The following is a 12973-nucleotide window of genomic DNA, read 5'->3' on the forward strand; positions in this document are numbered from 1 at the left end:
TTGCTAAGCGCTCCAAAGTTTTTCATATACTTCAGCTTGCACATCTTCATGGTGACGAGCTGTAACCAGACTCACACCTACATAAGCCAACAGGGATAAAATTACTGGCAGGACCACCGTATGCATACCAAAAGCGTTCGGCATAAACGAATGAAACAGAATATAACTCCCTACTCCTGTGAGTATAGAAGCAAGCGCGCCACTCGCGTTTCCTTTCTGCCAATAAAGCCCCATAATTACTGGCCAGATAAAAGCAGCTTCCAACCCTCCAAATGAAAAGAGATTCAGCCATATTAACAGTTCTGGGGGATTAACAGCCATAGCGAAAACAAGTATCCCAATAACAGCTGTTACACCTATACTGAATCGTTTAATCCTCTGATCATCTGCTTCCGGCTTTATATAGTTTAGATAAACATCTTTTACAACCGCCGAACTAACCAGCAGCAATAGAGAGTCAACCGTAGACATAATGGCGGCCATGGGTGCTGCCAGCACAATTCCAGCCAGCCAGTTAGGGAGAACTTCCATCGCAATCTTAGGCATGACAGTATCCCCTACTTCTATACCCGGAAGTACTGAGCGGGCAAATACACCCGTAAGATGCATACCAAGCATGATGAAACCTACTACAATGGTACCTATAATAAGAGCTTTATGCATGCCTCTGGAATTTTTATAAGACATCGCTCGTACAGCTACCTGAGGCAGCCCGACCACCCCTACTCCAACTAGTATCCAGAAGGAGGATACGTATAGCGGAGTAAGTGATTGATCGGAACCAAATGGTGATATAAGAGCCGGATTTTCTGCAGTTAAATCAGAAATAATATTCCCTATGCCACCACCGGCAATAATGGTTCCTATTAAAATGACCAGTGTACCCAGAAACATGACTACACCTTGAATGGTATCCGTAATCGCTACCGCACGAAAGCCTCCAATAATGACATAAACCAATACGGACACAGCAAATATAAACAATGCCGTTGTATATGATAGGCCAGTGAGGGATTCGATTAATCGGGCTCCGCCAACCCATTGAGCAGCCATTGCCGAAAATAGAAAAATAATAATGCTTGCTGCTGATAAAATGACTACCCATTTACTTTGATATCTTTCTTTTAAGAAATCAATCAGAGTAACCGCTCTAATTTTCCTCGCCATGATGGCAAACTTTTTGCCAAGCACAGAAAGTACAAAGTATCCGGTTGCCAGTTGAGACATAGATAGTAAAACCCATCCGAGTCCCATTGTGTAAGCAACTCCCGGGCCTCCTACAAAACTGCTTGCACTTCCATATGTAGCTGTCATCGTCATGGCAAGGATGAATCCCCCAAGCTGTCTACTGCCAAGAAAATATTCCTGCAGAAAATTCGAGGTGGATCTAATATGCTTTGAGGCATAGAAGCCTACAAAGAAAATAATCACCAGAAATAATAAAAGCGGTATAATTACCTCCCCGTTCATTCCTCATTCTCCTCTTCAAACGACACTTCTTTGTACAGATACTTAACAGCCAGCATCACTAATATAACGACCACAATAGTCGATGCGATGCAGCTATAGAAAAACCAAGCCGGCAGTCCCCAGATATAACTATACTCTTCTACAGGTTTTGAACCCAGTCCGTAGGCAAACCCGAACCACAATGCAAAATTGATCATGACCAGAACAATCCCGATTAAGGCTTCTCGATTAGCTACGCGATACCTTGCATCCTCCTCGAACCGTTTCGTTTTTCTCATACATATACTCCTTATTTAGTAGATTTCAGTAGAATACTATTTTTTACCATAACACTTATATGCGAAGATACAGAATCTAACCGCTTCATTTTATATGAATTGAATGGAGTGGTTCAAGAACATAAACTCGTAGTTTTAGTAGTAACCTGTTTCCGACGATTTGACTTAACTAGCTTAAAAGTCCTAAGCCATTTCTTTGACAAACCTGTCTATATTTTTTAATCTATAATTATGTTAATTAGTATGTATAGCAACTATTTTTCAGGCGGCATACCATAGAGAGGGATAGACCATGAAGTTATCTTTTGAAGATTATATCAGCATTAAAATCCACCGTACGGATTTAAAATTGACAAATTACATTAAATCAAGACTTGAACCATACAATCTTGCTCCTGAACAGAATCTCATTATGATGCTTCTCTGGGAGGAAGATGGACTAAACCAGAGGCAGATCGCCAGGAAGTTAAATAAAGATAAAACGAATATTGCACGTATGGCTTCCAACCTGGAGAGTAAAGGATTTATTACTAGGAACTACTCAAGTGAAGACCGTCGTTCATTGGAGCTTTATCTAACTCCAACCGGCAGCGAGTTACGTGAAGAAATACTGCCCGTGACCGAAGAGTTCAATAAGATTGCCACTAAAAATCTCACGAGTAGAGAGAAAGAGCAATTAGAACATCTTCTTAACAAGATAGACCAGAACTTCAATGAATTCCCTGAATAATATCATGTATGCAATTTTTTAAAACTACAGCAATAGCAAATCAGTTAGAAAGGATGATAGAATTGGATAACACACACTTTAAAAGAGATGTGAAAGATTCATGGTATGTGAACTATAACGAAATGGGATTCCCGGCTATTCAAAAAGGATGGGTACTACCTGTTGACCGCTGGGCAGAATTTGATCCGTTCATCCTGATGGCGGAGGACTGGTTTAAAAAAGGCACGTTTCCTGACCATCCGCATCGTGGTTTTCAAACCGTCACCTATGTAGTGGATGGGCGTCTTGAACATATTGATAATGGCGGCGGACGTGATATTCTTGAACCAGGTGACGTTCAATACATGAATGCAGGCTGGGCCGCTCGTCATGCAGAAGATGGTGTGGAAGATGATATCGCACACACCCTCCAGCTTTGGTTAAACCTTCCTAAAGATAAAAGAAATACGGATACGATCTATCAGAATGTGTACTCTGAAAAGGCCCCTGTTGTTCCGTTTGAGGGTGGTTCCATAAAGGTTTTTTCTGGAAACATTGCAGGAGTTATAGGTCCTTTGGAATCTATTGTTCCTTTTACATTAAGTGAGATTAATCTGGCTGAGGGTGCCGAACTTTCTCATTATATACCTGAGAACCATAACGCATTTCTTTATGTGTTAGCCGGCAGTATATCCGTTGGGACAAGCAGCACTGAACTAAATAAACATGGCGTGGCAACACTTAGCTATAAAGACAAAGTAAATGAGCATCAATCCAGTGAACTAAAAATCAGAGCTAACCAACGTCAAACTAAAATCCTCGTCTATTCTGGTACTCCAATAAGAGAGAACATTGTTCCATATGGTCCATTTGTTATGAATTCGATGGATGAAATTAAGCAGGCTTATCTTGATTTCAATCAAGGCAAGTTCGGCCCACCTGCAGAATAAAACGCCTTGAATGTAAACTTATCAATAAATAAGTTATGGTAAATGTTACCGCAGATTTATTATATATGGCTTATTAAGCTATAAGGCTGTTTACTGTAAGACTCAGTTTCAATATTGTGTGGAGAAAGGGGCTCCAGGGCACGGCTCGCTTTCCGCGGGCATGTGCTGAGCTTCCTAGGGCTTAAAAGCCCTGCGGGATCTCACCGATCATGTTCATCCCGCAGGAGTCTTCGCCGTTCCCTTCCGCCCCTTTGCGTTCATGGAGAGTCGAAAATCTCTGCAAAATCTCTTTCTAATGAATAAGGCCATCTATCCTCCACCCTGAGTTTTAATGGTTGTTTACGCTCAGAAACCGCATTTGAGGAAGATGAAGTACAGCTCCTGTCTGTTCTAGCGGGGTTCTTTCACTAGATATCGTTGGGGGGGCGGAAAAAACAACGAGACTCCCGCGGGAGAAGGAGCTAGGCGAGACCCCACAAGGAGTGATAACGACTGAGGAGGCTTCTGGTAAAAGGAGGATCGACTAAAGTCGCCACGTCTTGTAGGGCCGCAGGAAAGCGAGTTGTTTCTGAAGCCATCCCTTCTCTATATGAAGTAACGAACCCAAATATCTCGGAACTGAGTCTTCAAGTAATGGGAGCTTTACTGTAAAGTTAAAACATTTAACGGAACTAAAATTAAATGAAAGGAGGGCTAGTATGGCTTTTGTAATAACCAGCCCATGCGAATCAGAAAAAGCAGGTGAATGTGTTACCGTTTGTCCTGTAGATTGTATTGCAGAAGGTCCGGATCAATTTTATATTAACCCGGATGTTTGTATCGACTGCGGAGCATGTGTGGCAGCCTGCCCTGTAGACGCAATTGTAGAAGAATATGAAATGACACCTGACGAAGAGCCTTATTTGGATAAAGCAGAAAAATTTTTCGGTAATATATAGAAAAAAGCGCCAAATCCCAGTGTGGATTTGGCGCTTTTTTTAGAGGAAAATCTAAAGATTTAATATAATTTTTGAAGCGCTTCTTTATCAAAAGGCAGTAAATCATTCTCCTGACCTTCGCGCACTTTCCTTACCCATTCTGGGTCCATTAATAAAGAACGGCCTATGGCTACGAGATCGAATTCTTCCTGATCAAGTTTTTCAACAAGACCATCGAGACTAGTTGTATTGGCACCAGAAAAATTCGTAAACTCTCCGTCCAGCCCGACGGATCCCACTGAAATAACAGGTTTACCTGTTATTTTCTTCGTCCATCCTGCTAAGTTTAAATCGGAGCCTTCAAATTCTGCTTCCCAGAACCGGCGGGTAGAACAGTGGAAGATATCGACACCTGCTTCCACAAGAGGCTGTAGAAAACGCTCTAATTCGTCCGGTGTTTCAGCAAGTTTAGCTTTAAAATCATTCATTTTCCATTGAGAAAAACGAAAAATAATCGGAAAGTCGGGACCAACTTCACGACGACAAGCTTTTACCACTTCTACAGCAAACTGAGTACGGCCTACAAGGTCACCACCATAACGATCGTTGCGGCGATTTGTATTCGCCCAGAAGAATTGGTCAATTAAATAGCCATGAGCCCCATGAATCTCTATCCCATCAAACCCTAGACGCTTAGCATCCGCTGCGCCTTGAGCATAAGCTTCCACTAATTCACTGATTTCCTGCTCTGTGAGAGGTTCAGTTACTGGTTCACCATCAAGACTCAAACCGGATGGCCCTACCGGCAGAGCTTCCTCATTTGGCAGATCGCCTTTGCTTCTTGTCATCCCTACATGCCATAGCTGGGGTACAATTTTTCCGCCTGCATCATGAACCTGTTTTACAACGTTGCTCCAGCCTTCCAGTGCTTTTTCCCCGTGAAAAACAGGAATACTGGATCCTGAAACGGAAGCTGGATGATTAATGCCGGTTCCTTCTGTGACAATCAGCCCCACTCCATTTTCAGCACGACGGCGATAGTAATCAGCTACGTTCTGATCAGGAATGTTGTCTGGTGAATATCCTCGGGTCATGGGTGCCATGACCGTACGGTTTTCTAATACAAGATTATCGCTATTGAATGTTTGGAATAATGGTTCGGTTGATTGATTCGTATTAGTCATTTTTCAAATCCTCCTCTTTCGTTCTTGCAAAGAGTATTATGGCAAATACATGAAGCGAAAGAAAGCAATCTGTTTATATCCAAACCATCCAAAGTGTAATTGAATCTAATAAAACACAAAAATGCTGAACCCCTGTAGGCTCAGCATCTCTACCCTTTGTGCTCTGACGGCATCCGTTTTAAATTAGTAAACATTCATGATCATACAGATAGGAATAACGAATATCAATAAATAGAAAATGCTCAGCTGATAGAGGAAAACTGAATGTTCGAATCATATCCTTCGTTTCAATATCCGAATAAATCTCTGAGAGAATGCCTTTGTTCCATGTCTGCATTTGCATAACGTTTTCTAGGAAATAAGGCCGGAATGCCCAGTTGGAGCCTCGCTTAACCGGATCGATCTCCCAGGTGTTTTCGTGCTTATTAAAGTTTGAGGAAACTTGCTGACCATCACTGTTGCACACGAACATTCGAAAGCTTTCCTCATTAAATTCAGAGGTTGCTGTTTGGATAAATGCATCTACTTTTTTCTGACCTTCCCATTTAGGAAGTAATTCTTTAATTTTCTTTTCCCATAATAGGATATACTTCAGCCTCTGCTCAACAAGCGATTTTTCGCGTTTAATATAATGGGCTATTTTAGTACTCACATTTAAAGAAAGGGATTTTGTATCAATAAGTGAAAATTCTGGCCTCGCCAAATAGTGGCCTTGGTAATATCTCCCTCCATGTTTCCATGCGAAGTAAAGCTGAGATTCATCTTCAATGTTTTCAAAAAGCAAAGCCGCTCCTATACGTCTTCCAAGCATGGATAAAGAGTACATAATATCCTGAAATCCATCAGAATTGTGCTGCCTGATTATGGCAGTATTGATCTTTAAAATATGAGGTTCCAACTGACGAATGCGGTCAATATTTGAGCTCCTCGCACCTACGTTGTCAACTGCAATTTGGATGCCATACGTTTTGTAATAAAGCAGCAAATTGCTTAACACTTCAAATTCCTCATCAAAATCATGTTCTGTCACTTCAAGCACGACTCGCTCCAGAGAAAACCCTTTGTTTTGAAACTTGAGCAGTGTGTCTAATAGATCCTCTCCATTATTCACCATTAATTGTTTCGCATTTCGATTGATGAATAATAACCCGTCCTGATTAGATTCAATCATCTGAGAAAGGGCTAATTTCAACAAATGCTGGTCAACTTCTACTTTAAATTCCTCAGGAACATCGTCATCATGGAAAAAGAATCCTAAACTTATCCAATCGTGTCCGTTGTAATACCTTCCTAACACTTCATAACCGACCACATCATGTCGTATCGCACTTACTACAGGGTGATAAACAGGCTTAATTTGATCCAGATTCCCTACAATATCCAATGGATCCATAGTTCCCCCTCCTGCATGCCGTTCTCTATTTCCAACTGTATCCCTATGTGCTTTCTCTCTATTCATTGTAAAACCCTCATTAATCCTGTCATTATTTATCCACTTCTCCTGTAATTCTACTTATATGTAGTAAATTCCTGCATTGCACTGATGTTAAGGTAACTCTTCCCCATATTATTATAGGAATCTATCTGTTTTTCAACAGAATAAAACAATAAAAAACTAACTAAACTTTTTGACAGAGTAAAATATATACTGTAAATTAACTTATAGACGAACGATTATTTGTTTGTGTTTTTAAACATTCGTTTTCAGGAGTGAAAATTATGGAAAATGTATTTGACTATGAAGATATTCAACTTGTCCCTGCTAAATGCGTAGTAAACAGTCGGTCAGAGTGTAATCCAACCGTTATGCTCGGAAGCAGACAGTTTAAGTTACCGGTAGTACCCGCGAATATGCAAACGATTATTGATGAGAAAATTGCTCTATATTTAGCTGAAAATGGGTATTTTTATATTATGCATCGTTTTGATCCTGAGGCCAGATACACGTTTATTAAAGATATGATGGAACGAGAATTGTTCACTTCCATTAGTGTCGGGGTAAAAACTGAAGAATACCAATTTATCGAGCGGTTGGCATCTGAGAAATTGATACCAGATTATATAACCATTGATATTGCTCATGGTCATTCCAATGCCGTTATAGAAATGATCCAGCATATTAAGCACCATCTTCCTGAAAGCTTTGTAATCGCTGGAAACGTCGGAACACCGGAAGCGGTCAGAGAACTTGAACATGCTGGCGCAGACGCAACTAAAGTTGGAATCGGTCCAGGTAAAGTATGTATTACTAAAATTAAAACCGGATTTGGTACAGGTGGGTGGCAGCTGGCTGCACTGCGCTGGTGTGCCAAGGCAGCCAGTAAACCAATTATCGCAGATGGAGGCATTCGAACCCATGGCGATATAGCAAAATCCATTCGATTCGGTGCCACTATGGTCATGATTGGTTCACTATTTGCCGGTCATGAAGAATCTCCAGGAGAAACATTTGAGAAAGACGGCAAACGCTTTAAGGAATACTTTGGGTCTGCATCTGAATACCAAAAAGGCGAAAAGAAAAATGTAGAAGGCAAGAAAATGTATGTGGAGCATAAAGGCAGCCTGGGTGATACTCTTGAGGAAATGGAGCAGGACCTTCAATCCTCCATTTCCTATGCAGGTGGAAACAAGCTGGAAGCATTAAGAACGGTGGATTATGTGATTGTTAAAAACTCTATATTTAATGGAGATCGTGCCTATTAAATGAAAAAAGGAATGAGCTGATTCAAGCTCATTCCTTTCTTTATGTGGCAGTATACACTTCATGGGACGGAAGTTCTAACAGGGATAACTTACCTCCATATACGGCTCCGGTATCTATATCTACCTGATCTTCATAGTAAGCAATGTGTCTTACAGGTGTGTGTCCGTGAACAACGGTTTTACCAAGACCTACCCTTGCCGTTTGACGGGTCCAAAGCATCGTTTGTTCTTCCTGTTCCTGAAGGGGAATATGCGGCATTAATCCAGCATGTACAAAAATATATTCTTCCGTTTCATAATAGAGCCTCAGATTATTTTCCATCCATTCCTGGTGTTTCCGAAGTTCTTCCATGTTTCCATTATAAGACTTAAAAGTTGTGGAAGCGCCGTTCAAATCCCAAAGTTTCTTGGCTTCCTTTTCATATTTAGAACGTATAAATAAATCGTCATGGTTTCCTTTAATAGCAATGGCTCCATCATTCTCAACAAGATCAATGACTTTTGCAACTACATCTCTAGAGCAAGGACCCCTATCTACATAATCCCCAAGCAGAATCAACTGATCTTCCTGGGGATTGTAGGAAGCCTCTTGTAAGACGTCCTCAAACTTTTCAATATCTCCATGTATATCAGAAACTACAAGATAACGCATGGATCAATTCCTCCTTTAACCTGCCGCTAAATTGCAGTAACAATTTCGTAATCTGGAAAAATAGGTACAGGTAAATACTATTTGTCTATTTCTTTTTTTGAAGCTCATCAAACCTTTGTAGACTATTTGTAACCTATTTGTAATAGAATCCATTAGAATACAGGCCTTTCCTCCTCATAAAAAAGCCTATATTCTAATGGATATTTTAATGCGAGATTCCGGCAGGCGATAGTATTGCTTTGTCATATTTGTTATTAAACCGTAGGTCCGGATAGTTTAAGACTCAGTTTCGAGATTTTAGTTTGTAGTGAAGTCCTGCGGGCACAGTTCGCTTTCCGGCCCTGCACGACGCTAGGTCGTTTGACGTCGCCACACAAAGTGCGTTCTTAGTCGAACCTCTTCTGTACAGAGCCTCCATTTATCTTGAAGCTTAGTCCTAACAGTAGCGGGCGTTTTCTGAAAAGGCAGCACTTAAGAATAACGGTTCATTCTATTAATCCGTTAATTTTTAGTATAAGAAGCATAATCCAGAATTTCCTGGCAGATTTCATTCCAGTCGTAATAGTAATGATGTACTTCCCTGGGATCTACAAACATTCTTTCTACCGATTCATACTCTCCTCTGAATACGTAAAGATTTTCGATTTCCATCCGGTAAAAAACCTGGTAACCCACTTTGGGATAAAGACTGTAATCATTCCATTTTGGTGTATTACAATGATCAACCACGATATGACCTAAGTGTTTACATTCCCCGGAGACATACCCCTCTTCCATTACTTCACGTTTAAAACACTCCAGAGGGGTCTCTTCTGGCTCCAAATGTCCACCTGGGAAGTCCCATCCTCTGTAATTGAGATTGACTAAAAGCAACCGATCCCCTTTAAAACAAAGACCGTGAACACTAGTAATCAAATTTCTGGCAGGCAGCTGTTTAGCATATCTCCAGGTTAAATTCACTCTCGATGCTCCCCAATTAACATGAATCGTAGTCAATTGACCTCCTCCTCTTTAAGTTTAACTATTCTGTTTATCTATTTAATATAATTATAGATTATAGTTGTTTAAAAAGTCTGACTAATTTTGGCATCTTTTCATGTTAATCCTATTAAATATTTACACGAAGAACGTGATAGAGGTAGAAAAACTACGAAATTTAATAAATATAAGTGTTCAAATGCTTCTGCAGAAGGAAAGACTTGTATGAAATAAGATTTAAGACAGATGGACCAGAGTGATAGCTCTAGTAGAACCAAACTCAAAAGGATAAGATACGCCGCATTTTTAGAACCTTTTTGGGTAGGTGCACCTTATTTTTCTGCCGTACAGAATGCCACAGGGGGCGAACAGTATCACGGAAAAATGATTCTGCATGCCCCCTGGATTCTACTATAGTTTTTTTGCTTATGAATAATAGAAGGAAACAGCACTTACAAAGCTTTAACCTGACAAGATCCATCTACTCCGCTTTTAATAACTTTGCATTGATTGCCACTACAACGGTACTAAAGCTCATTAAGATAGCTCCAACAGCTGGACTTAGAACAATTCCAATTGGAGCAAGAACACCTGCCGCAAGGGGAATGGCGAAAATATTATAGCCAGCAGCCCACCATAGATTCTGGACCATTTTCTTATACGTGTTTTTCGATAGTTTGAGAATGGAAAGGATATCTTTTGGATTGCTTTTCACAAGAACAATATCAGCTGTTTCCACTGCGACATCTGTTCCGCTTCCAATAGCAATTCCTACATCGGCGGTAGCGAGAGCAGGAGCATCATTTATTCCATCTCCTGTCATGGCGACTTTTCTTCCTTCACCCTGAATTTTCTTCACTTGATCGGATTTATGATCTGGCATTACTTCCGCATATACTTCGTCTATACCGATTTGCTTAGCTACCCAATCTGCTACCTTTTGGTTATCACCTGTAAGCATAACGGAGCGAATGTTGTTTTTCTTTAACTCAGCTACGGTTTCTTTCGCAGACTCACGTACCATATCAGCAAGAGCAATCATTCCTGCATAGTTTTGATCAATTAAAACAAAGACAACCGTCTTTCCTTCTTCCGATAACTCATTAAATGTATCCGTATCGTAAGAATATCCCTCGTCCTGTACGTAGCCTGGACTAACCACTTTTACAAGTCTATTTTCCACTTTTCCTTGAAGTCCTTGTCCAGTCATGGACTCAAACTCTTCCACTTTACTTAAAGAAACATTTTCTTGTTGAGCTTTATCCAATATTCCTCGCGCAAGCGGGTGCTCGGAATTTTGTTCAACACTTGCCGCCCAGTACAGCAATTGATTCGTTTCATAACTTTCCTGAGGGACAATGTCTGTAACGCCGAATTCCCCTTTTGTCAGGGTCCCTGTTTTATCAAAAATAACTGCATCAATGTTTCTCGCATTTTCGAATTGAGTACGATTTCTAATGAGCAGACCCTGTTTGGCTGACAAAGAGGTGGAAACGGCTACAACAAGAGGAGCAGCGAGCCCCAAAGCATGTGGACAGGTAATAACCATTACGGTGACCATTCGTTCTACAGCTGTATCAAAAGGAAAGCCTAGAGCCATCCATATAATAAACGTACTGAATCCAGATACAAGCGCTAAATAAAACAACCACTTAGCAGCCCGGTTCGCGAAGTCCTGGGCTCTTGATTTAGAGTTCTGAGCTTCTTGAACCAGCGTAATAACCTGGGATAAATATGTGTTATCTCCCGTTTTTTGAACTTGAATAGTCAAGCTGCCTTCCTTATTTATGGAGCCCCCTATAACTTCATGATCTTTTCCTTTTTCTACGGGTACGGATTCGCCCGTCAACATGGATTCGTCTATGGCTGATTTTCCCTCAGTAATAATACCGTCCACCGGTATTTTCTCTCCTGGTTTTACAAGTACCAAGTCATCTGCGCCAAGTTCACTAAGTGGCACATCTTCTGTTTTTCCATCAGCGTTTAGTCGGTGAGCTTCGTTAGGCATGAGTTTTACTAACTCTTGAAGCGCATTTGATGCGCCCATCACGGATTTCATTTCAATCCAATGGCCAAGGAGCATGATATCGATCAAAGTCGCCAGTTCCCAGAAGAAGTTCCGGCCTGACCAACCAAAAATAACAAGTGAACTATATCCATATGCAACGACAATAGCCAAACCTATTAGAGTCATCATTCCTGGGTTTTTATTTTTAAGTTCATCAATTGATCCTGTAAGAAATGGCCATCCACCATAAAAGAAGACGAAAGTTGCTAATCCAAACAACACATATTGGTCATAAGGAAAGGATAATTCTAATCCAATAAAGTCCTGGATCATAGGTGACAAAATAAGAATAGGTATAGTAACTAGTAAGGAAATATAAAACCTGCGTTTAAAATCCTCAATCATACTGCCGTGATCGTGACCTTCATGTCCGTCGTGGTTTCCATGTTCATGATGATGCTGTTCTTCATCTTGAGCATCTGTGTGATTATGTTGATGATCCATCGCTTATTCCTCCTCGTAAAAAAATATCACATTTATACTTTTACCGCGTAGGGGTATTTATAAACTTAAAATAATTATTATGACTGCAAAAAAGTCACAAGCTCTTTTTAAAGAACTTGTGACCTTTAGCATGTACAAATTTTATTAAGCTATGCTTTTACAAGCGTCTGCACATTTAAAGCACGCTTCTGCACACTTCTGGCAGTGGTCATGATCGTGTTTTTTGCATTCATTTCCGCATGCTTCACACATTTGAGCGCATACACTCGCGAGCTCTTTAGCAAAAGGAGTATCTCTTACTAAGGCCTGCTCAAGGAAACCGCACATATCTGCACATTCGCGATCAAGACGGATGCAATCCACCATATGTGCTACATTGTCTTCTTTTAGACAAGCATCATAGCAGTGATTACATGCTTCCATACATTCGTGCAACGCTTCAATTACTGACTGGTACTGTTCATGAGACATAAATTAAACATCCTCCTTTAAAATTGATTACATAAATTCAAGTACCCTATACCCGTATCCCGTTAAACTATTTTTCCATAAAAAATCCAAATTTGTAAAAATTCATAGAAAAAACCCGCCCGCAGGCGAGTTTCTTCATAAATTTTCGC

12 protein-coding genes are annotated in these 12973 nt (G+C 40.5%); 4 read left to right on the top strand and 8 right to left on the bottom strand.

The features are described from left to right. Positions 1–3 precede the first annotated feature (3 nt). Positions 4–1470, bottom strand: coding sequence for a sodium/pantothenate symporter (panF, locus tag ACTWP7_RS05885; RefSeq protein WP_443122391.1), 1467 nt, complete (start codon positions 1468–1470; stop codon positions 4–6). After that, the gene (locus ACTWP7_RS05890) at positions 1467–1748 is read right to left on the bottom strand and encodes a YhdT family protein (RefSeq protein WP_443122392.1); all 282 of its coding nucleotides are present in this window, start codon (positions 1746–1748) and stop codon (positions 1467–1469) included. The genes panF and ACTWP7_RS05890 overlap by 4 nt, the downstream gene beginning before the upstream one ends. Before the next feature lie 292 nt (positions 1749–2040). On the opposite strand from ACTWP7_RS05890, the gene ACTWP7_RS05895 reads away from it, so the two are divergent. The 3 genes from ACTWP7_RS05895 (at position 2041) to ACTWP7_RS05905 (ending at position 4345) form a co-directional block, all read left to right on the top strand. After that, a complete protein-coding gene (locus ACTWP7_RS05895) occupies positions 2041–2478 on the top strand; it encodes a MarR family winged helix-turn-helix transcriptional regulator (protein ID WP_443122393.1) in 438 nt (145 codons plus the stop codon). A 53-nt stretch (positions 2479–2531) separates the two neighbouring features. After that, complete coding sequence (locus ACTWP7_RS05900) at positions 2532–3407, top strand: pirin family protein (RefSeq protein WP_443122447.1); 876 nt, start codon at positions 2532–2534, stop codon at positions 3405–3407. Between the two features lie 698 nt (positions 3408–4105). Continuing rightward, the gene (locus ACTWP7_RS05905; protein ID WP_014643185.1) at positions 4106–4345 is read left to right on the top strand and encodes an indolepyruvate ferredoxin oxidoreductase subunit alpha; all 240 of its coding nucleotides are present in this window, start codon (positions 4106–4108) and stop codon (positions 4343–4345) included. Between the two features lie 59 nt (positions 4346–4404). Here the strand turns inward: ACTWP7_RS05905 and ACTWP7_RS05910 are convergent, their stop codons facing one another. After that, positions 4405–5508 carry an NADH:flavin oxidoreductase gene (locus ACTWP7_RS05910; protein ID WP_443122394.1) on the bottom strand — a complete coding sequence of 368 codons (1104 nt, stop codon included), beginning with the start codon at positions 5506–5508 and terminating at the stop codon, positions 4405–4407. Between the two features lie 178 nt (positions 5509–5686). Beyond that, positions 5687–6901, bottom strand: coding sequence for an EAL-associated domain-containing protein (locus ACTWP7_RS05915; RefSeq protein ID WP_443122395.1), 1215 nt, complete (start codon positions 6899–6901; stop codon positions 5687–5689). Positions 6902–7227: 326 nt separating this feature from the next. On the opposite strand from ACTWP7_RS05915, the gene guaC reads away from it, so the two are divergent. Beyond that, positions 7228–8211 carry a GMP reductase gene (guaC, locus tag ACTWP7_RS05920; protein WP_443122396.1) on the top strand — a complete coding sequence of 328 codons (984 nt, stop codon included), beginning with the start codon at positions 7228–7230 and terminating at the stop codon, positions 8209–8211. Positions 8212–8251: 40 nt separating this feature from the next. Here guaC and ACTWP7_RS05925 read toward each other — a convergent pair whose 3' ends face one another. From ACTWP7_RS05925 to ACTWP7_RS05940, 4 genes are all read right to left on the bottom strand, one after another. Beyond that, a complete protein-coding gene (locus tag ACTWP7_RS05925; protein WP_443122397.1) occupies positions 8252–8863 on the bottom strand; it encodes a metallophosphoesterase family protein in 612 nt (203 codons plus the stop codon). A gap of 501 nt (positions 8864–9364) precedes the next feature. After that, the gene (locus tag ACTWP7_RS05930; protein WP_443122398.1) at positions 9365–9859 is read right to left on the bottom strand and encodes an NUDIX hydrolase; all 495 of its coding nucleotides are present in this window, start codon (positions 9857–9859) and stop codon (positions 9365–9367) included. 463 nt (positions 9860–10322) lie between these two features. Then, on the bottom strand, positions 10323–12353 hold the full coding sequence (locus ACTWP7_RS05935; protein ID WP_443122399.1) for a heavy metal translocating P-type ATPase: 2031 nt from the start codon (positions 12351–12353) through the stop codon (positions 10323–10325). Positions 12354–12497: 144 nt separating this feature from the next. Continuing rightward, positions 12498–12824 (bottom strand): four-helix bundle copper-binding protein, encoded by a 327-nt coding sequence (locus ACTWP7_RS05940; RefSeq protein WP_443122400.1) that lies wholly within the window; start codon positions 12822–12824, stop codon positions 12498–12500. Positions 12825–12973 lie beyond the last annotated feature (149 nt).

Source organism: Halobacillus sp. B29 (assembly GCF_052246755.1).
In the GTDB taxonomy this organism is placed as follows: domain Bacteria; phylum Bacillota; class Bacilli; order Bacillales; family Halobacillaceae; genus Halobacillus; species Halobacillus halophilus.

Bases quoted from the DNA above. Each gene is read 5' to 3' on its own strand.
- panF (WP_443122391.1), bottom strand. From the start codon at position 1,470: ATGAACGGGGAGGTAATTATACCGCTTTTATTATTTCTGGTGATTATT.
- ACTWP7_RS05890 (WP_443122392.1), bottom strand. From the start codon at position 1,748: ATGAGAAAAACGAAACGGTTCGAGGAGGATGCAAGGTATCGCGTAGCT.
- ACTWP7_RS05895 (WP_443122393.1), top strand. From the start codon at position 2,041: ATGAAGTTATCTTTTGAAGATTATATCAGCATTAAAATCCACCGTACG.
- ACTWP7_RS05900 (WP_443122447.1), top strand. From the start codon at position 2,532: ATGATAGAATTGGATAACACACACTTTAAAAGAGATGTGAAAGATTCA.
- ACTWP7_RS05905 (WP_014643185.1), top strand. From the start codon at position 4,106: ATGGCTTTTGTAATAACCAGCCCATGCGAATCAGAAAAAGCAGGTGAA.
- ACTWP7_RS05910 (WP_443122394.1), bottom strand. From the start codon at position 5,508: ATGACTAATACGAATCAATCAACCGAACCATTATTCCAAACATTCAAT.
- ACTWP7_RS05915 (WP_443122395.1), bottom strand. From the start codon at position 6,901: ATGGATCCATTGGATATTGTAGGGAATCTGGATCAAATTAAGCCTGTT.
- guaC (WP_443122396.1), top strand. From the start codon at position 7,228: ATGGAAAATGTATTTGACTATGAAGATATTCAACTTGTCCCTGCTAAA.
- ACTWP7_RS05925 (WP_443122397.1), bottom strand. From the start codon at position 8,863: ATGCGTTATCTTGTAGTTTCTGATATACATGGAGATATTGAAAAGTTT.
- ACTWP7_RS05935 (WP_443122399.1), bottom strand. From the start codon at position 12,353: ATGGATCATCAACATAATCACACAGATGCTCAAGATGAAGAACAGCAT.
- ACTWP7_RS05940 (WP_443122400.1), bottom strand. From the start codon at position 12,824: ATGTCTCATGAACAGTACCAGTCAGTAATTGAAGCGTTGCACGAATGT.